Source organism: Corynebacterium sp. MC3, from assembly GCF_900099485.1.
Lineage (GTDB): Bacteria > Actinomycetota > Actinomycetes > Mycobacteriales > Mycobacteriaceae > Corynebacterium > Corynebacterium pseudogenitalium.
The window spans coordinates 40,596-63,371 of the sequence record NZ_LT622815.1; the positions used below are offsets into that span (position 1 = coordinate 40,596).

Consider the following 22,776-nt stretch of genomic DNA (forward strand, 5'->3'; position numbering starts at 1 on the left):
AAAGATTCTAAAGCAGTTGCTTGACCAGGTGTGCTGCCGCGGCCAGGCCGATGCGCGGGTTCGCCACGCGCACGTCTTTCACGGCGCGAACAAACTCGGCTTCGGGGTCGGTGCCGGTCTCTGCCAGCACACCCCGCGCCCACTCGGTGGCGGCATCCATGTCGGGGAAGAACCCGACGAGCGACTCCTCCGGCGTGGGGCCGTAGTTGAAAAGGTTTTGTAAGAAGCGGAACATGGATACCACTATGCCTGAAGGGGATTCCGTCTATCAGCTGTCGAAGCGCCTGCAGTGGATGCAACACCGTGAAGTCACTGCCACGAGTGTTCGCGTGCCGCGCTTCGCCACCGTCGATTTCACCGGCATGACCTGCGAGTGCGTCTGGCCCTACGGCAAGCACCTCTTCATGGAGTTTTCCCGCGAAGGCCACGAATCACAAGTGCTACACACGCACCTCAAGATGGAAGGCACATGGGCGATCCATCGTGCGGGCACCCGCTGGCGCAAGCCCGGCCACACCGCCCGGGTGGTGCTGCGCCTCGCGGACGCGCCGAAGCCTGATATCGAGCTCGTCGGACACTCGCTGGGCCTCGTCGATGTGTTCCCCGCGCGCGAGTACCCGCAGCGGATGGGCTACCTGGGCCCGGACATGCTGGCACGCGACTTCGACCAGGAAGAGGTCGTGCACAGGATCAGTGAGCACCCGCACCTCGAAATGGGGCGCGCGCTGCTCAACCAGCGTTTCGTCGCGGGCATCGGCAATGAGTACCGCGCAGAAATTCACTTCATCGCTGGTACGCATCCGGCACGCAAGGTGGGGGAGGTGGACGTCGAAAAGCATGTGGCGATCGCGCGGCGCCTCATGTGGGCAAACAAAGACTCCCCGGTGCGAGTGACCACGGGGATCAAACGCGCCGGGGAGACCAGCTACGTATTTGGAAGGAACAACAAGCCGTGTCGGCGGTGTGGCACGCTCATCGAGAAAGGATTCCTCGGGGGAGCGGGCGACTTAGAACGAGTTATTTGGTGGTGCCCTCAGTGCCAGCCGCCTTCTCCTTCATGGAGCGGCGAATGAAGTACGCCAGGAAGCCGAGCATGATCAGGATCAGCAGGACGTAGACCACGGTCGAGTACGTATCCACGTAATGGGAGACCGTCTCCCAGCTTTCGCCGAGGTACATGCCGAGCGTGATCAGGATTGCGTTCCAGATTGCGGAGCCGAGCCCGGTCCACAGGGCGAACATCGCGAGGTTCATGCGGTCCAGGCCTGCAGGAATCGAGATGAGGGAGCGCACCCCCGGAATCAGGCGGCCGAAGAAGACTGAGGATCGGCCGTGCTTATCAAACCACTCGAGGGACTTATCGACGTCCGACGCCTTCACCAACCACATCCAGTCAGCGATCGCGCGCAGGCGTTCGGCGCCCAGCCAGGCACCGAGGCCGTAAAGGAAAAACGCGCCCGCGACGGACCCCATCACCGACCAGATGAACACCGCCAGGTAGCTCAGCGAGCCCTGCGCGACCGTGAAGCCGGCCAGCGGCAGCACTACCTCGGAGGGGATCGGTGGGAAGACGTTCTCCAAGAAAATCGCTATCCCGACGCCGGGGGCGCCGAGAAGCTCCATCAGGTTGACGATCCAGTCGATGATGGCTTGCACGTTCACTCCTTAGTTGTAGGTAAAACAACTGCCTATCTTGCCCTACTAAGGAGTGATGCACCAAGCGCTAGCGACGGTTTTCGCGGTACCAGCCAATCAGTGCGTCGGTGGAAGCATCGCCGGTTGCTGGAGTTTCTTCGCCCGCGACTGCCTTGGCCAGGTCGTTTGCCTGCTGCTTGCCGAGCTCGACGCCCCACTGGTCAAACGAGTTGATGTCCCAAATCACACCTTCGGTGAACACGATGTGCTCGTAGAGCGCGATGAGCGCGCCGAGCGTGAACGGGGTCAGCTCCTCGGCCAGGATAGTTGTGGTCGGACGGTTGCCTGGCATGACCTTGTGCGGGGCCAGCGTGGCGTCGACCCCCTCGGCCTCGATGGCGGCCTGGTCCTTGCCGAACGCGAGCACCTTCGTCTGCGCGAAGAAGTTGCCCATCAGCAGGTCATGCATGGAGCCTTCGCCGGTCATGGTCGGGAAGTCTTCCTTCGGGGTGGCGAAGCCGATGAAGTCCGCCGGCACGAGCGAGGTGCCCTGGTGCAGCAGCTGGAAGAACGCGTGCTGGCCGTTCGTGCCTGGCTCGCCCCAGAAAATCTCGCCGGTGTTGTAGGTCACTGCGGTGCCGTCGTGGCGCACGGACTTGCCGTTGGACTCCATGGTCAGCTGCTGCAGGTAGGCAGGGAAGCGGGAAAGGTCCTCGGAGTAGGGCAGGACGGCGTGCGTCTCGGCGTTGTAGAAGTTGCGGTACCAGACGTTGAGCAGGCCCATCAGCACCGGCACGTTCTGGGAGAACTCGGTGGTGCGGAAGTGCTCATCCATGGCGTGGAAGCCCTCGAGCATGCGCATGAAGTCCATCGGTCCGATGACGGCCATCAGGCTCAGGCCAATCGCGGAGTCCATGGAGTAGCGGCCGCCGACCCAGTTCCAGAACGGGAACATGTTCGCGGTATCGATGCCGAACTCGGCGACCTTTTCCGCGTTCGTAGACACTGCGACGAAGTGCTTCGCCACAGCGGAGGCGTCGCCGTCGAACTGCTCGATGAGCCAGCGCTTCGCCACGTGTGCGTTGGTCAGGGTCTCCTGGGTGGTGAACGTCTTCGATGCGATGACGAACAGCGTCTCTTCCGGGTTGCAACGGTCGAGGACTGCGGCGATGTCCGCTGGGTCGACGTTGGAGACGAACTCTGCGGTAATGCCCGCGGTTGCGTAGGCGCGCAGCGCCTTGGTTGCCATCGCAGGGCCCAGGTCCGAACCACCAATACCAATGTTGACGATCTTCTTAATGGTGTGTCCGGTGTGGCCCAGCCATTCGCCGGAGCGAAGCGCCGATGCGAAGTCACGCATCCGGCCCAGCACCTCATGCACGTCCGCTGCTACGTCTTGGCCGTCGACCTCAAGGTTGGCCTCTACCGGAAGGCGCAGTGCCGTGTGCAGCACCGCGCGGTCCTCGGTGTCGTTGATGTGCTCGCCCGCGAACATCGCGTCGATTTTGGTGCGAAGCTGTGCGGTATCTGCGAGGGAGACGAGCGCGTCGACGACGTCGGCGTCGATAAGCTGCTTGGAAAGGTCAACGTGCAGCCCTGCTGCGTCGAAGGTGAGCTTCTTCGCGCGGTCTGCGTCGCGGTCGAAGAGCTCGCGCAGGGTCGTATCAGCCTTGGAGGCGTGGAGCTTTTCCAAGTGAGACCAGGCTGGCGTGGCGGTGATATCGGACATAGTTCCTCCTTGAAACGGATGGTTGTCTGCCTTGATATGGTACTACGAAAGTTGGGGAGTGCGTTGCTGGGGCTAGCCCAGCTTTCCGCGTCCCAGGCGCAGCAAGATATTTGCCAGCGCCGGGCCTTCCTCCCCAAGCTCATCGCGGAATTGGTTAATGATCGCGACCTCGCGGGTGTGCACAAGCTTTGTGCCGCCTGACCCCATCCGCGTCTTGCCGATCGCCTTCGACACCTTGGTGCGACGCTTAATCGCGTCCAAAATCACACGGTCGAGGCGGTCAATCTCTTTGCGGTACTGCTGGATCTCCGCATCGGAGAGCGGATCGTCCGTCCCGGACGGCATGCGGATTTCGAAGTCACTCATGGTTGCTCATTATGCCACTGCTCCAGCGGTTGTGTCCGGGGTGTGAGTTAGGGTGTGTGACATGAATGATCTGACGCTAGGACTCAACCCCCATCAGGAAGCCGCCGTGCGCCACAGCGGCTCGCCTCTTCTGATTGTCGCGGGCGCTGGGTCCGGCAAAACCGCAGTGCTGACCAGGCGCATCGCATTCCTACTGCAGGAGCGAGGCGTCGCGCCCTGGCAGGTCCTGGCGATTACATTTACAAACAAGGCTGCCGCGGAGATGAAAGAGCGCGTCGCTGCGCTTATCGGGCCGCAGACCGAGCGGATGTGGGTGGCAACCTTTCACTCGATTTGTGTGCGGATCCTCCGCCAGCAGGCCCAGCTCGTTCCTGGGCTGAACACGAACTTCAGTATCTATGACGCCGACGATTCCCGCCGGCTGCTCTCGATGATTGCTAAAGAGAACAATCTCGACCTGAAGAAGTTTTCACCCCGGGTGCTCGCGAACGCGATCTCGAACCTCAAGAACGAGCTCATCGATGAGCAGCAGGCGGCCGATGACGCACAGCGCACTCACAACCCATTCGATTCCACTGTGGCCAAGGTGTTTGCTGAATACCAGCGCCGCCTGCGCGCCGCGAACGCCGTCGATTTCGACGACCTCATCGGGGAGGTCGTGCGGATTTTTAAGGAGCACCCGCAGGTTGCGGATTATTATCGACGCCGCTTCCGCCACGTACTCGTGGACGAGTACCAGGACACGAACCATGCGCAGTACGAACTCATCCACACCCTGGTGGGCAAGGGGCCTGAGGCTTCTGAGCTTGCCGTAGTTGGCGACTCCGACCAGTCGATTTACGCGTTCCGTGGCGCGACGATCCGCAACATCGAGGAGTTTGAGCGCGACTACCCCGACGCAACCACCATCGTGCTGGAGCAGAACTACCGCTCGACGCAAACCATCTTGGACGCCGCCAACGCGGTGATTTCCCAGAACACCGGGCGGCGCCCGAAGAAGCTGTGGACGGACCACGGCACCGGCGACCAGATCGTCGGCTACGTCGCGGACAACGAGCACGACGAGGCCCGGTTTATCGCTGGCGAGATCGACCGGCTCACAGACAGTGGAGTGCCCTACTCCGACATCGCGATCATGTACCGCACCAACAATGCATCGCGTGCGTTGGAAGACATCTTCATTCGCACCGGGATCCCGTACAAGGTGGTAGGCGGCACGCGCTTCTATGAGCGCAAAGAGGTTCGCGATATCGTGGCCTACCTCAAGGCGCTAGAAAACCCGGACGACACGGTCAGCCTACGCAGGATTATTAACGAGCCAAAGCGTGCCATCGGGGATAAGGCGCAGTCCACGGTGGCGCTGTACGCGCAGACCTACTCGGTGAGCTTCGGCCAAGCGCTGCGGGTTGCGGCAGATGGCGGCATTGACGCACTGGGTACGCGCGCGAAGAACGCCATCAATGGTTTTGTCACCATGATGGATGAATTGCGCGAGGAAATGGCAGCGGACCAGCAGGAAGAGGCTGGCAACAGTGACCTCGGGGAGCTGGTCTCCACGATTCTGGACGTCACCGGGTACAAAGCGCAGTTGGAGCAGTCGAACGACCCACAGGACGCGACGCGCTTGGACAACCTGAATGAGTTGGTGTCCGTCGCGCGCGAGTATTCCTCGGAGTCTGCACTGCAGCTGGCATACCTGAGCGACGAGGAAATTTCGGAGATCTTCGACGAGGGTGAACCGCTGCCAGGAACCCTACAAGCCTTCCTGGAGAAGGTGGCGCTCGTCGCTGACGCCGATCAGCTTCCTGAGAACGATCAGGGCGTAGTCACGTTGATGACGCTGCACACCGCAAAGGGTCTTGAGTTCCCCGTCGTGTTTGTGACTGGGTGGGAAGACGGGCAGTTCCCGCACCTGCGCGCCTTGGGGGATCCGGCGGAGCTCGCCGAAGAGCGTCGCCTGGCGTATGTCGGCATCACCCGTGCGCGTAAGCGCCTTTACCTGACGCGCGCGATGTTGCGGTCCTCATGGGGGAGCCCGGTGACAAACCCGGCGAGCCGATTCCTTGGGGAGATTCCGCAGGAACTCATCGATTGGAAGCGTGAGGAGCCCACGTATTCTTCGGGCTCTTCGCATTCACCGTGGTCCACTGGTGGTCGGAGCCGTGGCAACGGGTTTGGGCGGTCGCAGTCGCGCGGCGGTAGCAGCAGGACCAAGGTGAACAAGGACCTGCAGCTGGCGGTCGGGGACCGGGTTAACCATGCAAAGTACGGGCTGGGTACCGTACTGGCCGTCGATGGCGCGGGAGTGCGAGAAACCGTGACGATAGACTTTGGTTCCTCCGGGACAGTCCGCCTGATGCTGATCGGCGGAGTCCCGATGGAAAAGCTCTAACTACTGGATGCGGATACCTGCCTGCGCGAACCACGGCACAGGGTCTACTGGTGTCACGCCATCTGGGTGGATCTCGAAGTGGAGGTGCGGCCCGGTGGAGAAGCCTTCGTTGCCGATCTGCGCGATCTGCTGGCCGGCCGTCACGCGTTGGCCGACGCTGACGTTGTAGACCGCCATGTGGCCGTAAACGGAGACCTCGCCGCCGTCGTGCTTGATTACGACCCAGTTGCCGAAGCCCTGGGCCGGACCGGCGTTGATGACGGTGCCATCCATCACGGCGTAGATCGGGGAGCCGAGGTTGTTCGCGATGTCGATTCCCTGGTGGACTGTGCCCCAGCGTGGGCCGAACCCGGACGTAAACGTCCCCGTTGCCGGGGTGACGACCGTGCGGCCATCGGCGGTGCGGCCACGCTGGTAGCGGACGCCACCGTTCGCACCTTCCTGCTGGAAGGAGAGACCGAGGTTTTCCTGAATGACGCGCGGGTCGTACACGAGTGAGTAGTCTCCGACGCGCAGGGTTGCACCGCTATCCAGAATCGTGTCTGCTGCTTGCGCAACGGCCTTCACGGCCTGATTGTGGTCAATCGGAGCGCCGTTCAGCGTGAGACCTACAGCGTTCGCAGGGGAAGCGGTGAGAGTGAGCATGGACGCAGTCGCGACGGCAAGTGCCGAAAGTACTGTGCGATTCATACGGAGAAGCAACCTTTTCTAAAAAATCCGGGTGGCCACGCTGCAGCCACATACAGCGAAAAAACTTAGTCACCTCCCGTGGGCTTAGCAATGCGTAACTGCAGGTAGGGAGGGAAAAGTATGTTCGAATGCTTCTAGAATAACCGCAAACTCGCTGGCTGGGCGCCCGTGACGAATGTGACAGATGGGAACAATGGTGCCAATGTGGTTTATGGCGGGGGTAGGTGACGATACCCCCCGGCTGGTGTGTCGAAAAAGAAAAACCGTCGCAACTCATGTACGAGTCACGACGGTTTGAAGCCTTGGGGTTAGAGCTGAATACCTCGCTCTGCGAGCCACGTCGCCGGGTCAACAGGGGTGTTGCCGTCGGGATGAATCTCGAAGTGTAGGTGGGAACCTGTCGAGAAGCCCTGGCTACCCATACCTGCGATGAGTTCTCCGGCGTGCACAACCTGGCCAACGGTTGCGTAGAGGGAATCCATGTGGCCGTATACGGAGACAGAGCCATCCTCGTGTCGGATGCGGATCCAATTACCGTAGCCCTGTGCCGGGCCGGAGTCGATGACGGTGCCGTCCATGACGGCCAGGATTGGGGTGCCATTCACGTTGGCGATGTCGACGCCAGAGTGGAAAGAGCCCCAGCGTGGGCCGAAACCGGAGGTGAACACACCCTCAGCTGGCTTCACAACCAGCGGTGCGCGAGCGGCTTCATCGGCGCGTGCGACCTCCTCGGAATGTGCGACTGCCTTCACGAGCTGATCCGCAAGGTTTTCAACCGGCTTGTATTCCGCGATAGCGAGGATCTGTGGCGCAGCCTCATCGGTCAGTGCCGTGAGCTGGTCGGTGTCTGCGGCGAAGGTGTAGCTGTCAGCTTGCTGGGTGCCATCGCCCTGAAGCGCAGCTGCGGCAGCGCCAGAGAGTCCGGCGGTGGAGACGGCGCCAGTGGCAACGGCAACCATTGCGACGCGACCCTTGTTAGGGGACTGCTTGCGGTGCTTGCCAGCTGATTTCGTTGAGTGGAGCATGGACCCTCTTTAGACTTCCCGTTGGTTACAGAACTATAACGTTTGTAACCTTCCTGTTATCTACGAGAGGTAACTGTAATGAATCGAATGCGCTAAGGCAAGCTATAACCTGAGTATTTCTTAATCGTTTTCTTTGCGTATTACGTTACATCGCCTAAAACGCCAGGCAGTGAGTGGAATGCGGTAGTGTCGAACGGCAGAAAACGGTCAACCAATGGCAATATAAGGCGCAATGTCGAAGAAAACAAGACCTCAATCATCACCGGTGGACCGCTCCTCGCGGGGCAGCGGTCGCGGTTTCCTGAGTAATGCACGGCGCGGTGCGAAGTGGGCGTCGAAAAGAAAGCCTGATGCCGACACCGTTCCGCCGGAGGAGCGCACCTGGAAGACGCGTATTCGGACGTACCTCCCTTATATAGGTATCCCGACGCTCGATGTCATCCTTGGCATCGTTGCAGTCTGCGCCGCGACGCTCCTGATTGGTGGATGGAAGACTGCGTACCTGCCCGCCGCAATCGGGCAAACATGGTTTGCCCTTCACGGAGTATCCCTCACGATCGACGGCGTGTACTTGTCTCAGGTGCCGCTGCTTCCAGCCATTGGGATCGCCGCCCTCATGGCGTGGCGAGTACGTGCCGCAACCGCGAAGCAGGTCAGCATCTTGGATCTCGCGGTGATCGCTGGCCTGGTGATTGTGCTGCCGCTGCTCGCAAGCGCGATGGCGCTGTTCATGGTGTCTGACGCCTCCGCAGTCTTCGCGATAGAGCCACCACCCGCATGGCAAGCGCTAGTGCTACCGCCTTGCATCCATCTCATCGGCTTCCTCTTTGGCATTCGGCATGTGCTCTGGCAGGCCCTCGCCACCACGGTCCGTGTGCCGGTGGTGGCCGTCGATACGGCCCGCGCTGCGAGCCTGCTTCTCCTCTTTCTATGCGCGGGGAGCGCACTTGTGCTGCTCCTCGTACTCGCCGCGCGCTACCAGAGCATTGGCGAAGCCTACGCGGCATACCCCAACTCCGGGTGGGGGAGCGCCATCATGCTGCTCCTCCTGAGCATCTTGTACCTTCCGAATGCTGTCGTGGGCACGCTCGCAGTGCTTCTCGGCGGTTCCTTCCACGTCGGCAGTGGGGAAGTGTCGCTTTTCGACGTCCTCTCCGTCCCCCTACCCCCGTTCCCACTCTTCGCGGCAATCCCTGCGACAGTCGCGCCGTGGGCAGCCGTCCTCCTCGCCGTGCCCGTGACCATCCTGTGCGCGTTCTTCGTGCGGCGGACGTCAACGATGGTAGAAGTCGCCGCCATTGGCTCGTGGAGTGCAGCGATGTTCGCCGTCTGCCTCCTACTCGCGCGTGGGCACGCGGGGGCGTACGGCGTCGTTGGCGCTGACCTAGCTTCCGCAGTGCTTTTCCTCTTTATATGGACCGTCGGCGTGGGCGGATTGGGGTGGCTTGTGCGCTTTGTGCGAACTTTCTTGAACCGCTCACACGCGGAAGAAGAATGACTACACTGATGAACCGTGAGTGCTGATAAAGCTTTATCTGTGGCCGTCCTTGTTTCTGGTACTGGAACGCTCTTGCGGGCGATTATGGACTACCAGGACGCCCACCCTTGTGTATACCGTGTTGACCTAGTTGTTGCGGACCAAGTGTGTCCGGCAATCGAGAGGGCGAAGAACGCAGGCATCCCGACTGCAATCGTGGAAATGGAAAAGGACCGTGACGCGTGGAATGCCCACCTTGCGGAAACCGTCTCTAGTTGCAGCCCGGACCTTGTTGTTTCCGCAGGGTTTATGCGCATTTTGGGGCGCCCATTCTTGGATGTCTACGAAGGTAAAACAATTAACACTCACCCTTCGCTCTTGCCTGCTTTCCCAGGAGCGCACGCGGTGCGCGACGCCCTCGCTTACGGCGTCAAGGTCACCGGCTGCACCGTCCACTTTGTCGACGACGGGATGGACACAGGCCGCATCATTGCGCAGCGCCCCGTGCTGGTGCAGCCAGGGGATACGGAGTCCTCGCTGCACGAACGGATTAAGCAAGAAGAGCGCCGTCAGGTTACTGAGCTACTAGCTACTGCTTCGATACATGAAGGAAAGGTCACTTTCGAATGAACAACGAACGCACACCTATTCGTCGAGCGCTCGTGAGCGTGTACGACAAGACCGATCTTGAGCCGCTTGCCAAGGCGCTCCACTCGGCCGGTGTGGAAATTGTCTCTACTGGTTCGACTGCTAAAAAGATCGCCGCAAGCGGTGTGCCCGTCACCGAAGTATCGGAAGTCACCGGATTTCCAGAGGTACTTGAAGGCCGCGTGAAGACGCTGCATCCACACGTGCACGCAGGCATCCTGGCAGACCTCCGCAAGGACAGCCACAAGCAACAGCTCGAGGAACTCGGAGTTGCACCGTTCGAGCTCGTTGTGGTCAACCTGTACCCATTCGAGGAAACGGTTGCGTCCGGCGCGGAGTTCGATGAATGCGTCGAGCAGATCGACATCGGCGGTCCTTCCATGGTCCGCGCAGCAGCGAAGAACCACCCATCAGTGGCGATCCTGACCTCCCCGGACCAGTACCAGCTGGCGCAAGAAGCAGTTGAGCAGGGTGGATTCACCCTCGAGCAGCGCCGCGAACTGGCGGCTGCGGCGTTCGCGCACACCGCAGAGTACGACGCCGCCGTTGCAGACTGGTTTGCGGAGCAGCTCGGCGACGACGAGGACGGTGCGCTGCGCTACGGTGAGAACCCGCACCAGGCGGCAAGCGTCATCAACGAGGGCTGGGGCCTTGCCGACGCCACTCAGTACGGCGGCAAGGAAATGAGCTACAACAACTACCAGGATGCCGACGCCGCGTGGCGCGCAGCCTGGGACCACGAAGAACCGTGCGTCGCAATCATCAAGCACGCCAACCCGTGTGGCGTCGCAGTATCTGGGGTGTCCATCGCTGACGCGCACCGAAAGGCGCACGCCTGCGACCCTGTATCTGCGTACGGCGGCGTCATTGCGACGAACCGCGAGGTCACGCTCGAGCTTGCCGAGCAGGTCAAGCCAATCTTTACCGAGGTCATCATCGCGCCTTCCTACGCGCCGGATGCACTCGAGCTGCTGCAGACCAAGAAGAACCTTCGCATCCTCGAAGTGGAGCCAGGCCAAGACACCGAGGAGATCAAGCAGATCTCCGGCGGCTTCCTTCTCCAGGAGCGCGACGCGTTCCAGGCCGAGGGCGATAACCCAGAAAACTGGAAGCTAGTGGCAGGCGAAGCCGTCGACGACGCAACCATGTCGGACCTCGTGTTCGCGTGGCGTGCAGTACGCTGCGTGAAGTCGAACGCAATCCTCGTTGCGCACGACGGCGCTACCGTCGGCATCGGCATGGGGCAGGTCAACCGCGTCGATTCCGCGAAGCTGGCCGTCGACCGCGCTAACTCGCTCGACGAGGGCCGCAACCGTACCAACGGTGCCGTCGCCGCCTCCGACGCGTTCTTCCCATTCGCAGATGGATTCCAGATCCTCGCGGACGCCGGAGTGCGTGCCGTCGTGCAGCCTGGTGGCTCCATCCGCGACGAGGAAGTCATTAAGGCCGCAGAAGACGCTGGCGTCGCAATGTACGTGACCGGTACGCGCCACTTTGCGCACTAGTATCGCCTAACCCGAGACATACCGAAGGCCCCCACGGACGTGGGGGCCTTTTGTCGTGCCGCGTGTCAGCTTCAACAGGGGATGAAAAAACTCCCGCGCCTGGAAACCAGGGGGCGGGAGTTCGTCGAAAGACTCTACGCTGTTATCGTCAACCGAACTTTAGCGGCTGGTGAACGGCAGAAGAGCCATCTCGCGTGCGTTCTTCACCGCAGTAGCAACTTCACGCTGCTGCTGTGGGGAAAGACCGGTAACACGGCGGGAACGGATCTTGTGACGATCAGAGATGAACAGACGAAGGGTGTCGAGGTCCTTGTAGTCGACCTTCTCGATGCCCTTGGCCTTCAACGGGTTCTTCTTCGGGCGGCGGGACTGCTCCATGCGCGCCTTGCGATGGTTATTATTGCGCTTCATTGGTCATCCTCCTTACCACGAAGACTTACGGACGCCAGGCAGCTCACCGCGGTGAGCCATCTCGCGCATACGGACACGGGAAATACCGAACTTACGGAGGTAACCACGTGGGCGACCATCGCGGGAGTCGCGGTTGCGCACGCGAACAGGGGAGGCGTCGCGAGGCTGGCGGTTCAGCTCAAACTGAGCGTCCAGACGGTCCTCGTCAGAGGTCTCCGGGTTGCGGATGATTGCCTTCAGCTCGTTACGACGCTCAGCGTAGCGAGCGACGATCTCCTTGCGCTTTTCGTTCTTGGCGATCTTGGACTTTTTAGCCATAACTTATCGCTCCTCGCGGAATTCGACGTGCTTGCGAACAACCGGATCGTACTTCTTCAGAGAGATGCGATCTGGGTTGTTGCGCTTGTTCTTACGGGTTACATAGGTGAAACCTGTGCCCGCAGTGCTCTTCAGCTTGATGATCGGGCGAATATCGTTGCGTGCCATTAGATCTTCTCACCTCGTGCACGGATCTTAGCTACGACGGACTCAATTCCGTCGCGGTCGATGACCTTCAGACCCTTCGTGGAAACGGTCAGGGTGATGGTACGGCCCTCGGAGGGCAGGTAGAACCGGCGCTTCTGTACGTTGGGGTTCCAACGACGCGAGTGGCGGCGGTGCGAGTGGGAGACGGTCTTGCCGAACTGTGGCTTCCGTCCCGTGACCTGGCAATGTGCCGACATGGGTTGACTTCTTTCTCTTCTGCCGCCCACGCACTGATCACTGAAAAGTTAGATACGGAAATGCGGAGTGAGGGTCCGCGACAAAGTATCTGAGTAATCGGTTGACGTAGGCGTATACGTGTACTTCGACAACAGCGAGAGTCAACAATACACGTCCAGCAAGGAAATGCATAATTCTATTTCGCACACCTACCGGTTGTTTGTCGGTGGCGTTGGTGGAACTTGATTATGTAAAACCGGATTCACCCTGTAATATGTGCAAAGTTGTCCAGTGAACAGCTGGGCGGACATGAATCATTCGCACCCAACTCAGGCACGATCCCCAAGTGGGGAACCGACCTGAAGTATCAATCCTGAGGGAGACGAACTCACATATGAAAAAGGATATCCATCCGGATTACCACCCGGTAATCTTCCAGGACGCGAACACGGGCCACAAGTTCCTGACGCGCTCCACCAAGACCTCCGACCGCACCGATACCTGGGAAGACGGCAACGAGTACCCGCTCATCGTCGTTGATGTGACCGCTGAGTCCCACCCGTTCTGGACCGGCGCACAGCGTCTCATGGACACCGCTGGCCGCGTTGAGAAGTTCAACCAGCGCTTCGGCGGTATGGCTCGCCGCAAGAAGAAGACCGCAAAATAGGGCGTAAGGAGAAACAACAATGGCAACCCCTAAGTTTAAGAAGTCCCGCGCGAACACCCGTATGCGTCGTTCGCAGTGGAAGGCTGACAATGCGCCGCTGATCACCGCGAAGGTTGACGGCCAGGAAGTACGTATCCCACGTCGCCTGCTCAAGGCTGCACAGGCTGGCTTGATTGACGTCGAGCAGTTCTAAAAGCGCCTTACTATAAGCGTTCGCCGGGCCCAACGGGCCCGGCTTTTTCATGTATCTGACAGTCCGGTGTTAAAAGTCTCTCAGATAGGCAATAATGGGCGTATGAAGATTCTTGTTGCCGATGATGAGCAAGCCGTTCGTGAATCCCTGCGGCGTTCCCTTCGCTTCAACGGGTATGATGTACTGCTTGCTTCCGACGGCGAGGAGGCGCTCGATGTCATCCGTGACGAACAGCCCGATCTGACGATTCTGGACGTGATGATGCCGAAGATCGATGGGCTCGACGTGTGCCGCACATTGCGCTCCTCGGGATACGACCGTCCTGTGTTGATGCTGACAGCGCGAGATGGAGTCGCGGACCGTGTAGCGGGCTTGGATGCCGGCGCTGATGACTATCTGCCGAAGCCTTTCGCGCTTGAGGAGCTGTTGGCACGCGTACGCTCGCTGCTGCGCCGCGCTCAGGCAGACGCCATCCAGTCGCAGTCTGCTCCGAAAACAAAGTACGAGTTTGAGGACTTGTCTGTAGAGACCGATACCCGCGACGTCTTCCGCGGCGACCGCGCTATTTCCTTGACCCGTACCGAGTTCGCGCTCCTTCTCGTTTTGATTGAGAACCCGCGCAAGGTGCTGTCGCGCCAGCAGATTCTTGAAGAGGTGTGGGGATACGACTTCCCGACGTCCGGCAACGCCTTGGAGGTCTACATCGGGTACCTCCGTAAGAAAACTGAGGCGGGCGGGGAGCCTCGCCTGATCCATACGGTCCGTGGGGTTGGCTACGTGCTTCGGGAGACTGCACTGTGATTTTGCGCCAGTCGGCGGATCACTTTGAGCGCACTACGGGCATGTCCCTTGAGGGGGTGGATTGCCAAGTGTCGGCAGCCGAGCAGGATCAGGAACCCCCGCGTCCGAACCTGCCGACGATCCTGTTCGATACCTATATTCGTGGTGCGTACCTCGGGTCGGAGATGACGCTTCGCCAGCAGCTTGCGGTGCTGACAGGCGTGCTCGTGGCCCTTACGATTTTGGTCACGGCATCGGTGAGCTACTGGGCGTCGTCGACGTCGATTATCGGCATGATGGACAACGATCTGCGCACGCAGGGCGCGATGCTCGCGTACGACTCGCAGGAAATGTCCAGCGATGAGGAGCTGGCGGCTGAGGTCGAGACTTTTCGACGCCGCAACCCTCACATCCTCGCCACGGCTTCACGCGCGGAGTCGAACCGGTTCGTGGGAGATGAAATTCCCGTGGGTGGGGACTTTGCTCGAATGAACTACGGAGCGGACGTCTCCGCACGCACCCTGCACGGTAACCGTGTGCTGGTTACAAGGCTGGATGATGGAACAGTCGTGGCCCTGTCGAAGGCGGTCGACCCGACGCGTCAGCTGCAGCGCAGTATTGCCGCGGCGCTGTTGGTGCTGCTCAGCTTGGGCTGGATAGTGTCGACGCTGGTGGCGTTCCTGGTTTCGAGTTCCGGTATGCGCCCGCTGCGTAAATTGCACCTTGCGCTGAAGGAAGTGACCAGGACGAAGGAGCTGAAGCCGCTTCCGGTGCAGGGCCATGATGAGATGGCGCGTATTACGAACGCGTTTAATGACATGATGGCTTCGCTGCAGGATTCGCGCACCAGGCAGGCACAGCTTGTTGCCGACGCCGGCCACGAGCTGAAAACGCCGCTGACCTCCATGCGTACCAATATTGAGCTGCTCATGATGATGTACTCCGCTGATCGGCAGGATCAGATTAGTGCGGAGGACCGCGCCGATCTTGAGCGGGATGTGCTGGCGCAGATGACAGAAATGTCGACGCTGATCGGAGACCTGGTGGATCTCGCGCGGGAGGATTCCTCGAACGTTGAGTTTGAGGAGATCCGCCTGGATGTGATCCTGGAGGAGGCTGTGCGGCGTGTTGAGCGTCGTCGGCCTGACGTTACGTTCCAGTTCAACGCTGACCCGTGGCTGATTATGGGTGATCGGTTCGCGATGGGCCGCGCTCCGCTAAACCTGATCGACAACGCGGCCAAGTGGTCGCCAGAAGGCGGAACGGTAAGGATTTCGTTGAAGGCAGCGAAGAAGTACGCAGTGTTGGTTGTCGACGATTCCGGCCCGGGCATTGCTCCGGAGGAGCGTGAGCGGGTTTTTGAACGCTTCTACCGTTCGGCGGAGTCGCGTTCGATGCCTGGTTCGGGCTTGGGGCTTGCAATCGTCAAGCAGGTGATGGACCGGCATGGTGCCCGGATCTTCGTGGAGGAGTCGGATGACCACGGGGCGCGCTTCCGTGTGGTCTTCCCGGGGAAGGCTCCGGATGCTGATGAGGATTTTTATCTGGAAGAAGAAGGCATCGAAATTCCGCGATTGCCGAACAAATCCCAGCTCAGCTAACACAGTGAACATTCAGGAAACATTGCGAGAGAACGAGTTTACTTTTTAGTGCTACCACAGTGGCGTCGTGCATACTACTGCACATGACGAACCCGTATTCACCACAATCAAATACGCCACAACAAAACCCGTACGAGACCTCCTATCCACAGGAGGCCTTCCCGGAAACCGCATTCGTGCAGTCTGCACCGCAGCAAAAGCAGCGGCGTGGGCTGGGGGCGGCTACAGTGGCGTGCTCCGTAGTGCTTTCGCTGTTGGCCGGCGCCGGCGCCGGGTACGCAGTCGTCGCTGCGAACGATAACGGCGAACAGCAGCACTACAACGCACTTGAGAACCCGAGCCTCGCATCGCCAGAGACTGCGCCTGATGGCTCCGTTGAGCAGGTTGCGGCCGCAGTGCTGCCTTCGGTTGTATCCATCACTGTGGCGACGCCGAATGGTATCGCGGAAGGGTCGGGGTCGATTATTTCCTCCGACGGCTACATTTTGACGAACCACCACGTGATCGGCGCTGCGGCGACCGAACGGTCCGAGATTCAGGTGGTGTTCAACGACGGCTCGAAGCACTCGGCTACGTTTGTAGCGTCGGACGTCAACACTGATATTGGCGTGCTGAAGGTTGATGGCGTCGAAAATCTCCCTGTGCTTGACTTCGGCAACTCGGACGAGCTGAAGGTTGGCCAGCAGGTTGTCGCAGTTGGTTCTCCACTTGGGCTCTCGGCGACTGTAACCAGTGGCATCATCTCGGCGAAGAACCGCCCGGTGCGTGCGGCCCAGGGCGGTGGGGAGAGCTCGTTGATGGACGGGCTGCAGACAGACGCTGCGATTAACCCCGGTAACTCGGGTGGCCCGCTCGTGGATATGCAGGGGCACCTGATCGGGATGAACTCGGCTATTGCTTCGCTCTCGGCGGGCGGCTTTGGTGGCGAGCAGTCGTCGGGCTCGATTGGTCTCGGGTTCGCGATTCCGTCGAATTTTGCCAAGCGTGTCGCGCAGCAGCTCATTGAAACCGGCAAGGCGTCGCAGCCGATGTTGGGCGTCCGCGTTTCGATTCGCGGCACTCGTATCGACGGCGCCGTGGTCGCCGGAGTTGAGCCTGGTAGTCCAGCAGAAAAGGCCGGTATCCGAGAAGGTGATGTGATTACCAAACTGGACGGTCGGCTGATTGATTCAGCGGATGCGTTGATTGCGGCGACGCGGTCGAAGGACTTCGGGCAGGTCGTTCAGCTTGAAGTCTTGGGGGAGGGAGAAGAAGCTCCTCATTCCGTAGATGTAACCCTGAGCAACGGGTAAGTTTTGAAGCAAACAATGAAAATGAAACTGTGCGATTTCGCAACGACACGACAGGAGACCTGGCATGCCAACGACAGAAGTATTGCTTGACACGGTTGGGGAGCCCGACGAAGCATCGCTGAAGGCCGCAGAGCTCGCCGAGCAGACTCCGACGCCTCCTGCGGCCATCGCGGTGCTGGTGGGAGACCGCCGATACAGCTCAGAAGGGGATACCACGGGTGACATGCTCGTCGAGTTGCTCAGCGAGTTCGGGTTTACCGTTGACGCGGTGGTGCACGTCAATTCGAGCGAGGCGGAGATCCGCAAAGCGATCGAAACCGGTGTCGTTGGTGGGGTTGACCTGGTGCTGACCGTCGGTGGCACTGGCGTCGGGCCACGTGATACGGCTCCAGAGGCGACGAAGGCTGTGATCGACAAGAACGTGCCGGGCGTAGCGCAGGCGGTTCGTTCGTCGGGCCAGGCGTGTGGAGCGGTGGATGCCTGCACGTCGCGCGGTGTGTGTGGCGTCTCTGGTTCGACCGTGGTGGTCAACCTTGCCGCAAGCCGCCAAGCGATACGCGACGGCGTATCGACGATCGCACCACTAGTCCAGCACCTGATCGGCGAGCTGAATACCTACTCCGTACAGTCGTAATCAGGAACGATGGCGAGCATGAAAAAGCCGCGCCACCAGCGGAGGCGCGTGGAGCGACGGTCGGAAGCAGAGTACGACCGTAGTCCTGAACGCACGCAACTATTTGGTGACGCGGCTTCTGGGCGGACGGGCTATGATGCCGGGCGCAGCGTCGATATCGACGGCGACGGCGAGCCAGAACTCACAGGCAAAGCCTTTTATGAGTACGAGCGACCACCCCATTACGGAGAATAGCAGTACTACTGCTGCGCGGGCTTCTCGGAGAGCAGGTCGCGGATTTCGGTGAGCAGCTCGGTCTCGGTCGGAGCCGGGGCGTCTGGCTGGATGCCGCGCTTATGCTTCTGCATCTCGTCGAGCTTGTTCATCGGAGCGACGATCACGAAGTAGACGACTGCCGCGATCAGCAGGAAGTTAATCGCTGCAGTGATCAGCGCGCCGAAGTCGAGGAAAGTTGCGTCGTTGCCGGAAATGATGTGGAAGCCAAGGCCGGAGTAATCAGCGCCACCGACGGAAGCGATCAGCGGGTTGATGATGTTGTCGGAGAAAGCGGTAACAACTGCGGTGAACGCAGCACCAATAACAACACCGACTGCGAGGTCAATAACGTTGCCGCGCAGAATAAAGTTCTTAAAGCCCTCAAGCATTAGGGTCTCCTTTGTAAGGTTTGGATTTGGACCTAAAAACTATAGGCAACAAACTATCGTGTGGTCAATACAACTGTTAACGGGTCCGTCAGTGATGCGGCCGCAACGTTGGCTGCATCGACACTGCGCAGCAGTACCAGGATTGACCCCTCCTCGTTCGTCGTGACCACCCTTCCGCCACGCGCAATAACTCGCGGGCCTGGCGCGACCACGTCTACGCCGGCGCCGTGATGCAGCATCGGGATGAGTTCCGGTTCCGCGAGCGTGACCGGAACCATGGTGAAGTCGTGCGGGTCGTCATCGCTTTCGATCAGCGAAGCTTTAAGGTCCGGTCCGACAAGACGGGTGTTGGTAACTACTTCGTTCGCGGATGCACCAGCCGCGAGGACCTGTCCGACGGCGAGGTCTGTACTGCCCAAGGCGTTCGCGGGAACAACAGAGGGCGGCAGCCTGCGAAGCTCCACGTCCGCCGTGGTGAGCACTGTGCCGGCCTCAACGTCGCGGGCGAAGACAACAGCGGGTGGGTCGGCGGAGCGGGCGTCGAAAAGTATGCTTGCGCCTGCTACCAGCAGCAACACTACTGCGATCGTGCGGCGCACTGTGACGGTGCGGTGGTAACCGGGCATGCGGAGGTCGCGAAGGAATGAGGCGGGCTTCATGCGTCTTTAGACGCGGGTGTGGCCCGGAAGGTTCCTTAGAGTGGGAAAAATCCGCGGTCTGTCACGATTGCATCGACGGGCACATCGTGAGGTTGCGCTGGCAGCGTGTCGACGACCTCTTCGTCAAACACCACCGCAACAATAGGGATGCGGTGGTCGCGGACCTGCTCAAGCGCCCGGTCGTAATAGCCGGCGCCCTTACCCAAACGTTGCCCGCGGCGGTCCACAGCGAGCGCCGGGATCACCAGCGCAGCGCAACCTTTGAGCACCTCGCTTGAGAACCGGGAACCGACTGGCTCCGCGATGCCAAGCGCGCCCGGCTGCTGTTCTTCGGTGCACGCGGCCCATTGCAACACACCGCCAGGAAGCGAAATTGGCAGCCACACCGTTCTTGCGTGTTGGGCGAGCTGCAGCGGGTAGTCAGCTGCAGCGGGTTCCGTGCGCAACGGGTGGTAGGCGCTGATTTCACTGCCCACGGCGCCGAAGTGATCGAGAGCCTTGAGCGTGTGCTGGAGGATGCTGGCGTCGCGTTGACGCTTTTCGTCGGGTTTGCTGGCGAGGTGGCGTCGAAAAGTAGTGTGTGCTTCGCGGATAGTTTGCTTGGTGTGCAAGTGGGGGAGCCTCCTCACGAGTCGGAAACGATAGTCGGGCCATACAGAGGTAAAGTAGATCTTTATGCGGAAGTCTAATGAAGAAACCTCCCAGCAGCCTGCGTCGCGTGGCGTGAAGACCGTCGTGGTGCCGGCAGCTGGCATGGGTACACGGTTTTTGCCAGCTACGAAGACTGTTCCTAAGGAACTCCTGCCCGTGGTGGATACACCCGGTATCGAGCTGATTGCCGAGGAAGCGGCAGAGCTCGGCGCTCGCCGATTGGTGATCGTGACAGCTCCGGCAAAAGAAGAAATCATGCGCCACTTCGGCGAGTTCGAACTGCTGCGCGAGACCCTCGCGGCGCGCGGGAAAGACGACCAAGTGAAGAAGGTCGCCCGCGCCGCGGACCTTATTAATGCAGTCGCCGTGACGCAGGAGAAGCCGTTGGGCCTTGGCCACGCGGTGAGCTGCGCGGAATCTGCCCTCGACGAAAACGAGGACGTTGTCGCCGTCATGCTGCCAGATGACCTTGTGCTTCCCACCGGCGTGATGGAGAAAATGGTGCGCACCCGCGAGAAGCTCGGCGGCTCCGTGCTGTGTGCGTTCAACGTGACGCCGGAGGAAGTCTTTAACTACGGCGTGTTTGATGTCGAAGACGTCGACGAGACTATTGAGGGCGTCGAGGTCAAGCGCGTGAAGGGCATGGTGGAAAAGCCAGCCGTGGAAGACGCGCCGTCGACGCTCGTGGCCACCGGACGCTACCTGCTTGACCGGGCAGTTTTTGATGCGCTGCGTCGCATCACGCCGGGCAAGGGCGGGGAGCTGCAACTGACCGATGCGATCGAGCTGATGATCCAGGAAGGTCATCCAGTGCACATCGTGGTGCACCACGGCAAGCGCCACGATTTGGGCAACCCGGGCGGCTACATTCCCGCTAATGTGGACTTTGGTTTGCACGACCCGAAGTACGGACCTGCACTGTACACGGCACTCAAGCAGATCATGAACGACTTTGAGGCCGAACACCCCGAACTCACGGGTGATGAACAACGCTAACGAAGGCGTAGAAAGAGGCGTGGCTGATGCGCGGTGTTGATGAGCAGCTTGCCATAATTGGCGACGCAATCCGGACCCCCGAGCCGATCCGAGTGGGGATCGACGACGCGCTGGGGCTGATGTGCGCCGAGGAAGTCGTAGCGACACGCGCGCTGCCCGGCTTTTCGCAAGCAGCCATCGACGGCTACGCCGTCCGCGCGGTCGACGTCGGAGGATCCGCAGGCCTGCGGGTGAAGCCGCGCCAGGCGGAAGAAGACGGCGAGCCGGAGCGCGATTCGCGCCCACGCACCAACGCCGATCGTGCTCTACCCGTGGTGGGGGAGGTTCCCGCCGGTTCCCAGAAGCCGTTGCGCCTGCAGCCACGCCAAGCGGTGCGGGTTGCAACAGGTGCCCCGCTTCCCACACTTGCCGACGCCGTGTTGCCACTGGAATGGAGCGACCGGGGCACCAAGCGGGTTACGCCGCAACGCCCAGTTGCAAGTGGCGAGTTCGTACGCACGCCGGGGGCTGATATCCAGCCAGGCGACATCGCAGTGCGCCCCCGCACGGTCCTCGGACCTGCACAAATTGGGCTGCTAGCCGCTGCTGGGCGCACAAAAGTACTGGTGTATCCCCGGCCGAGGGTCACCGTGCTGAGTTTCGGCATGGAACTCGTTGACATCGAACGAGAGCCAGGCTTGGGCCAAGTTATCGACGTCGCCTCCTACGTCGTTTCCGCTGCCGCCGAAGAAGCGGGTGCAGATGTACACCGTGCCGGCATCATGAACGCTGAACCGCGGAAAATGCGGGAAATCCTGGCTGGCTACATTGGGCGCAGCGAGATGATAGTGATCACCGGCGCGGTTGGTGGTTCAGGCGCGCAGACACTCCAAGAAGTGCTGCATGACCTCGGGGAAATCGACACCACTCGAGTGGCCATGCACCCCGGGTCCGTCCAGGGTTTCGGCACGCTGGGTGAGGAACATGTGCCGGTCTTCCTGCTGCCGTCCAATCCGACGGCCGCGCTCGTGATCGCCGAAACCATCGTGCGACCGGCAATCCGCCAAGCGCTGGGCAAGCAGTCTTGGCAGCGCCCGGTGGTTCGCGCACGCTCGATGCGGGCAATTACCTCGCAGCCGGGGCGGCGTGGTTACATCCGTGCACGCCTCATGCGAGACACGGAGACCGGCGACTACTTAGTCGAAGGCCTCGGCGGTGCCGGTGGCGAAACCTCCCACCTCTTCGCAGGCTTCGCGGAAGCCAACGCCATGATTCGCCTGCCGGAGTCCACCGCGGAGATCCGCCCAGGCGACGTGGTGGACGTCGAATTCCTCCAGCAGCGGGGATAGACGTTGGGCCTGCTGCGAAGGATTGAAACTTGGCTGCACGGACCCACACCTGGTTGGCCCGAACGCACCCCGTTCGTCAGACTTCCGAGTGGAGAAACCGTCACGCTGCGGCCCCTGCGCTTGCAGGATGGCGGGGAATGGTGCCGTACCCGCCTGCTCGACCAGCAGTGGTTGCAGCCGGTAGAACCAACGATCCATTCCACATGGGAAGCTGCTCACACCAAGAGCGCTTGGGCGGGGCAGTGGACGATGCTCAAAGAAATGGCTGCAGATGGCACCGTCGTACCGATGGTGATAGAGGTCGACGGCCACTTTGCCGGCCAACTGACCCTCGGCGGTATTCAGCGCGGAACCGTCGACGAGTGCTGGATCGGCTACTGGGTGCACAGCCCGTATCAAGGGCGCGGCGTCGCCACGGCCGCGTGCGCCTTGGGCGTTGACCACACCTTTGCGCGGGTGGGCCTGCACCGCGTGACTGCGACGTACCTTCCAGACAACCCGGCCAGCGGCCACGTCCTGCAGACCGTGGGTTTCCGCGAAGAAGGATTCATGCGGGGAAACATTCATATCGACGGCCGTTGGCGCGACCACTACTTCGTCGCAATGACCGAAGATGACTACCCGACCACGGCCGTAGACAGGCTGCGGCGTTCCGGCCGAATTCGATGACGCGGCCCCGGCGTGGCTCGGGCCGGAAGAGCGGATTGCTCGCTACCGTTAAAGGTCAGTTTCGAGGGTAGTTTTAGGAAGG

General features: G+C 60.7%; 28 protein-coding genes. 15 read left to right on the forward strand and 13 right to left on the reverse strand.

What is annotated here, in order from left to right; translation table 11 throughout:
• Positions 1-7: 7 nt before the first annotated feature.
• Positions 8-235, reverse strand: coding sequence for a hypothetical protein (locus BQ4436_RS06985; protein WP_070362839.1), 228 nt, complete (start codon positions 233-235; stop codon positions 8-10).
• Positions 236-245: 10 nt separating this feature from the next.
• Between BQ4436_RS06985 and BQ4436_RS06990 the strand changes: the two genes are divergently transcribed.
• Positions 246-1,073: a DNA-formamidopyrimidine glycosylase family protein gene (locus BQ4436_RS06990; RefSeq protein ID WP_070976444.1), complete on the forward strand. Its 828-nt coding sequence runs from the start codon at positions 246-248 to the stop codon at positions 1,071-1,073.
• On the opposite strand, the gene BQ4436_RS06995 is transcribed toward BQ4436_RS06990, so the two are convergent.
• The 3 genes from BQ4436_RS06995 to BQ4436_RS07005 all read right to left on the reverse strand — a co-directional run bounded on the left by BQ4436_RS06995 (position 1,018) and on the right by BQ4436_RS07005 (position 3,730).
• Positions 1,018-1,656, reverse strand: coding sequence for a DedA family protein (locus BQ4436_RS06995; protein WP_143000848.1), 639 nt, complete (start codon positions 1,654-1,656; stop codon positions 1,018-1,020). The genes BQ4436_RS06990 and BQ4436_RS06995 overlap by 56 nt on opposite strands.
• A 67-nt stretch (positions 1,657-1,723) precedes the next feature.
• Positions 1,724-3,364, reverse strand: coding sequence for a glucose-6-phosphate isomerase (pgi, locus tag BQ4436_RS07000; protein WP_070976107.1), 1,641 nt, complete (start codon positions 3,362-3,364; stop codon positions 1,724-1,726).
• Between the two features lie 72 nt (positions 3,365-3,436).
• Positions 3,437-3,730, reverse strand: a complete 294-nt coding sequence (locus tag BQ4436_RS07005; protein ID WP_070362837.1) for a chorismate mutase — start codon at positions 3,728-3,730, stop codon at positions 3,437-3,439.
• 61 nt (positions 3,731-3,791) lie between these two features.
• Between BQ4436_RS07005 and pcrA the strand changes: the two genes are divergently transcribed.
• Positions 3,792-6,122 carry a DNA helicase PcrA gene (gene pcrA, locus BQ4436_RS07010; protein ID WP_070976109.1) on the forward strand — a complete coding sequence of 777 codons (2,331 nt, stop codon included), beginning with the start codon at positions 3,792-3,794 and terminating at the stop codon, positions 6,120-6,122.
• On the opposite strand, the gene BQ4436_RS07015 is transcribed toward pcrA, so the two are convergent.
• Together BQ4436_RS07015 and BQ4436_RS07020 are read right to left on the reverse strand one after the other, a co-directional pair.
• Positions 6,123-6,812, reverse strand: a complete 690-nt coding sequence (locus BQ4436_RS07015; protein ID WP_070976111.1) for a M23 family metallopeptidase — start codon at positions 6,810-6,812, stop codon at positions 6,123-6,125. It abuts the gene before it with no gap.
• A gap of 308 nt (positions 6,813-7,120) precedes the next feature.
• Complete coding sequence (locus BQ4436_RS07020) at positions 7,121-7,837, reverse strand: M23 family metallopeptidase (protein WP_070976113.1); 717 nt, start codon at positions 7,835-7,837, stop codon at positions 7,121-7,123.
• Positions 7,838-8,069: 232 nt separating this feature from the next.
• Between BQ4436_RS07020 and BQ4436_RS07025 the strand changes: the two genes are divergently transcribed.
• The 3 genes from BQ4436_RS07025 to purH are packed head-to-tail and all read left to right on the forward strand — an operon-like array spanning position 8,070 to position 11,467.
• Entirely contained in the window at positions 8,070-9,335 is a 1,266-nt protein-coding gene (locus BQ4436_RS07025) for a cell division protein PerM (RefSeq protein ID WP_143000849.1), read from the forward strand.
• Positions 9,336-9,350: 15 nt separating this feature from the next.
• Positions 9,351-9,944, forward strand: coding sequence for a phosphoribosylglycinamide formyltransferase (gene purN, locus BQ4436_RS07030; protein ID WP_070976117.1), 594 nt, complete (start codon positions 9,351-9,353; stop codon positions 9,942-9,944).
• Positions 9,941-11,467 carry a bifunctional phosphoribosylaminoimidazolecarboxamide formyltransferase/IMP cyclohydrolase gene (purH, locus tag BQ4436_RS07035; protein ID WP_070362831.1) on the forward strand — a complete coding sequence of 509 codons (1,527 nt, stop codon included), beginning with the start codon at positions 9,941-9,943 and terminating at the stop codon, positions 11,465-11,467. The genes purN and purH overlap by 4 nt, the downstream gene beginning before the upstream one ends.
• Positions 11,468-11,626: 159 nt before the next feature.
• On the opposite strand, the gene rpsR is transcribed toward purH, so the two are convergent.
• From rpsR to rpmB, 4 genes are read right to left on the reverse strand one after another with little or no spacing between them, the layout of a single operon-like run.
• Positions 11,627-11,878 carry a 30S ribosomal protein S18 gene (rpsR, locus tag BQ4436_RS07040; RefSeq protein ID WP_070362830.1) on the reverse strand — a complete coding sequence of 84 codons (252 nt, stop codon included), beginning with the start codon at positions 11,876-11,878 and terminating at the stop codon, positions 11,627-11,629.
• Positions 11,879-11,890: 12 nt separating this feature from the next.
• A complete protein-coding gene (gene rpsN / locus BQ4436_RS07045) occupies positions 11,891-12,196 on the reverse strand; it encodes a 30S ribosomal protein S14 (protein WP_070362829.1) in 306 nt (101 codons plus the stop codon).
• 3 nt (positions 12,197-12,199) lie between these two features.
• Positions 12,200-12,364 carry a 50S ribosomal protein L33 gene (gene rpmG / locus BQ4436_RS07050; protein WP_070362828.1) on the reverse strand — a complete coding sequence of 55 codons (165 nt, stop codon included), beginning with the start codon at positions 12,362-12,364 and terminating at the stop codon, positions 12,200-12,202.
• The gene (gene rpmB, locus BQ4436_RS07055) at positions 12,364-12,600 is read right to left on the reverse strand and encodes a 50S ribosomal protein L28 (protein ID WP_070362827.1); all 237 of its coding nucleotides are present in this window, start codon (positions 12,598-12,600) and stop codon (positions 12,364-12,366) included. The genes rpmG and rpmB overlap by 1 nt, the downstream gene beginning before the upstream one ends.
• A gap of 374 nt (positions 12,601-12,974) precedes the next feature.
• On the opposite strand from rpmB, the gene BQ4436_RS07060 reads away from it, so the two are divergent.
• The 7 genes from BQ4436_RS07060 (at position 12,975) to BQ4436_RS12045 (ending at position 17,981) form a co-directional block, all read left to right on the forward strand.
• Positions 12,975-13,247, forward strand: a complete 273-nt coding sequence (locus BQ4436_RS07060; protein WP_038589209.1) for a type B 50S ribosomal protein L31 — start codon at positions 12,975-12,977, stop codon at positions 13,245-13,247.
• A 19-nt stretch (positions 13,248-13,266) separates the two neighbouring features.
• Positions 13,267-13,440 carry a 50S ribosomal protein L32 gene (gene rpmF, locus BQ4436_RS07065; RefSeq protein ID WP_070362826.1) on the forward strand — a complete coding sequence of 58 codons (174 nt, stop codon included), beginning with the start codon at positions 13,267-13,269 and terminating at the stop codon, positions 13,438-13,440.
• A 102-nt stretch (positions 13,441-13,542) separates the two neighbouring features.
• The gene (locus BQ4436_RS07070; RefSeq protein ID WP_070362825.1) at positions 13,543-14,241 is read left to right on the forward strand and encodes a response regulator transcription factor; all 699 of its coding nucleotides are present in this window, start codon (positions 13,543-13,545) and stop codon (positions 14,239-14,241) included.
• Positions 14,238-15,821 (forward strand): HAMP domain-containing sensor histidine kinase, encoded by a 1,584-nt coding sequence (locus tag BQ4436_RS07075; RefSeq protein ID WP_070976118.1) that lies wholly within the window; start codon positions 14,238-14,240, stop codon positions 15,819-15,821. Before BQ4436_RS07070 ends, BQ4436_RS07075 begins: the two co-directional genes overlap by 4 nt.
• An 83-nt stretch (positions 15,822-15,904) precedes the next feature.
• Positions 15,905-17,113 carry a S1C family serine protease gene (locus BQ4436_RS07080; protein ID WP_083329488.1) on the forward strand — a complete coding sequence of 403 codons (1,209 nt, stop codon included), beginning with the start codon at positions 15,905-15,907 and terminating at the stop codon, positions 17,111-17,113.
• 64 nt (positions 17,114-17,177) lie between these two features.
• Positions 17,178-17,747, forward strand: coding sequence for a MogA/MoaB family molybdenum cofactor biosynthesis protein (locus tag BQ4436_RS07085; RefSeq protein WP_070976120.1), 570 nt, complete (start codon positions 17,178-17,180; stop codon positions 17,745-17,747).
• Positions 17,748-17,765: 18 nt separating this feature from the next.
• Positions 17,766-17,981, forward strand: coding sequence for a hypothetical protein (locus BQ4436_RS12045; RefSeq protein ID WP_255366152.1), 216 nt, complete (start codon positions 17,766-17,768; stop codon positions 17,979-17,981).
• 5 nt (positions 17,982-17,986) lie between these two features.
• Here BQ4436_RS12045 and mscL read toward each other — a convergent pair whose 3' ends face one another.
• From mscL to BQ4436_RS07100, 3 genes are read right to left on the reverse strand one after another with little or no spacing between them, the layout of a single operon-like run.
• The gene (mscL, locus tag BQ4436_RS07090; protein ID WP_070362822.1) at positions 17,987-18,391 is read right to left on the reverse strand and encodes a large-conductance mechanosensitive channel protein MscL; all 405 of its coding nucleotides are present in this window, start codon (positions 18,389-18,391) and stop codon (positions 17,987-17,989) included.
• Between the two features lie 53 nt (positions 18,392-18,444).
• Entirely contained in the window at positions 18,445-19,050 is a 606-nt protein-coding gene (locus BQ4436_RS07095; RefSeq protein ID WP_070362821.1) for an SAF domain-containing protein, read from the reverse strand.
• Between the two features lie 35 nt (positions 19,051-19,085).
• Positions 19,086-19,661 (reverse strand): 5-formyltetrahydrofolate cyclo-ligase, encoded by a 576-nt coding sequence (locus BQ4436_RS07100; protein WP_070976122.1) that lies wholly within the window; start codon positions 19,659-19,661, stop codon positions 19,086-19,088.
• 64 nt (positions 19,662-19,725) lie between these two features.
• Between BQ4436_RS07100 and BQ4436_RS07105 the strand changes: the two genes are divergently transcribed.
• From BQ4436_RS07105 to BQ4436_RS07115, 3 genes are read left to right on the forward strand one after another with little or no spacing between them, the layout of a single operon-like run.
• Entirely contained in the window at positions 19,726-20,697 is a 972-nt protein-coding gene (locus BQ4436_RS07105; RefSeq protein ID WP_070976124.1) for a UTP--glucose-1-phosphate uridylyltransferase, read from the forward strand.
• Between the two features lie 26 nt (positions 20,698-20,723).
• Positions 20,724-22,025: a molybdotransferase-like divisome protein Glp gene (gene glp, locus BQ4436_RS07110; RefSeq protein ID WP_070976125.1), complete on the forward strand. Its 1,302-nt coding sequence runs from the start codon at positions 20,724-20,726 to the stop codon at positions 22,023-22,025.
• 3 nt (positions 22,026-22,028) lie between these two features.
• Entirely contained in the window at positions 22,029-22,694 is a 666-nt protein-coding gene (locus BQ4436_RS07115) for a GNAT family N-acetyltransferase (protein ID WP_336621661.1), read from the forward strand.
• The last annotated feature ends 82 nt before the right edge of the window (positions 22,695-22,776 follow it).

Excerpts from the sequence above, each read along its gene's own strand:
- BQ4436_RS06985 (WP_070362839.1), bottom strand. The coding sequence starts at position 235 with ATGTTCCGCTTCTTACAAAACCTTTTCAACTACGGCCCCACGCCGGAG.
- BQ4436_RS06990 (WP_070976444.1), top strand. The coding sequence starts at position 246 with ATGCCTGAAGGGGATTCCGTCTATCAGCTGTCGAAGCGCCTGCAGTGG.
- pgi (WP_070976107.1), bottom strand. The coding sequence starts at position 3,364 with ATGTCCGATATCACCGCCACGCCAGCCTGGTCTCACTTGGAAAAGCTC.
- BQ4436_RS07005 (WP_070362837.1), bottom strand. The coding sequence starts at position 3,730 with ATGAGTGACTTCGAAATCCGCATGCCGTCCGGGACGGACGATCCGCTC.
- pcrA (WP_070976109.1), top strand. The coding sequence starts at position 3,792 with ATGAATGATCTGACGCTAGGACTCAACCCCCATCAGGAAGCCGCCGTG.
- BQ4436_RS07015 (WP_070976111.1), bottom strand. The coding sequence starts at position 6,812 with ATGAATCGCACAGTACTTTCGGCACTTGCCGTCGCGACTGCGTCCATG.
- BQ4436_RS07020 (WP_070976113.1), bottom strand. The coding sequence starts at position 7,837 with ATGCTCCACTCAACGAAATCAGCTGGCAAGCACCGCAAGCAGTCCCCT.
- BQ4436_RS07025 (WP_143000849.1), top strand. The coding sequence starts at position 8,070 with ATGTCGAAGAAAACAAGACCTCAATCATCACCGGTGGACCGCTCCTCG.
- purH (WP_070362831.1), top strand. The coding sequence starts at position 9,941 with ATGAACAACGAACGCACACCTATTCGTCGAGCGCTCGTGAGCGTGTAC.
- rpsR (WP_070362830.1), bottom strand. The coding sequence starts at position 11,878 with ATGAAGCGCAATAATAACCATCGCAAGGCGCGCATGGAGCAGTCCCGC.
- rpsN (WP_070362829.1), bottom strand. The coding sequence starts at position 12,196 with ATGGCTAAAAAGTCCAAGATCGCCAAGAACGAAAAGCGCAAGGAGATC.
- rpmG (WP_070362828.1), bottom strand. The coding sequence starts at position 12,364 with ATGGCACGCAACGATATTCGCCCGATCATCAAGCTGAAGAGCACTGCG.
- rpmB (WP_070362827.1), bottom strand. The coding sequence starts at position 12,600 with ATGTCGGCACATTGCCAGGTCACGGGACGGAAGCCACAGTTCGGCAAG.
- BQ4436_RS07060 (WP_038589209.1), top strand. The coding sequence starts at position 12,975 with ATGAAAAAGGATATCCATCCGGATTACCACCCGGTAATCTTCCAGGAC.
- rpmF (WP_070362826.1), top strand. The coding sequence starts at position 13,267 with ATGGCAACCCCTAAGTTTAAGAAGTCCCGCGCGAACACCCGTATGCGT.
- BQ4436_RS07070 (WP_070362825.1), top strand. The coding sequence starts at position 13,543 with ATGAAGATTCTTGTTGCCGATGATGAGCAAGCCGTTCGTGAATCCCTG.
- BQ4436_RS07080 (WP_083329488.1), top strand. The coding sequence starts at position 15,905 with ATGACGAACCCGTATTCACCACAATCAAATACGCCACAACAAAACCCG.
- BQ4436_RS07085 (WP_070976120.1), top strand. The coding sequence starts at position 17,178 with ATGCCAACGACAGAAGTATTGCTTGACACGGTTGGGGAGCCCGACGAA.
- BQ4436_RS12045 (WP_255366152.1), top strand. The coding sequence starts at position 17,766 with ATGAAAAAGCCGCGCCACCAGCGGAGGCGCGTGGAGCGACGGTCGGAA.
- mscL (WP_070362822.1), bottom strand. The coding sequence starts at position 18,391 with ATGCTTGAGGGCTTTAAGAACTTTATTCTGCGCGGCAACGTTATTGAC.
- BQ4436_RS07095 (WP_070362821.1), bottom strand. The coding sequence starts at position 19,050 with ATGAAGCCCGCCTCATTCCTTCGCGACCTCCGCATGCCCGGTTACCAC.
- BQ4436_RS07105 (WP_070976124.1), top strand. The coding sequence starts at position 19,726 with ATGCGGAAGTCTAATGAAGAAACCTCCCAGCAGCCTGCGTCGCGTGGC.
- glp (WP_070976125.1), top strand. The coding sequence starts at position 20,724 with ATGCGCGGTGTTGATGAGCAGCTTGCCATAATTGGCGACGCAATCCGG.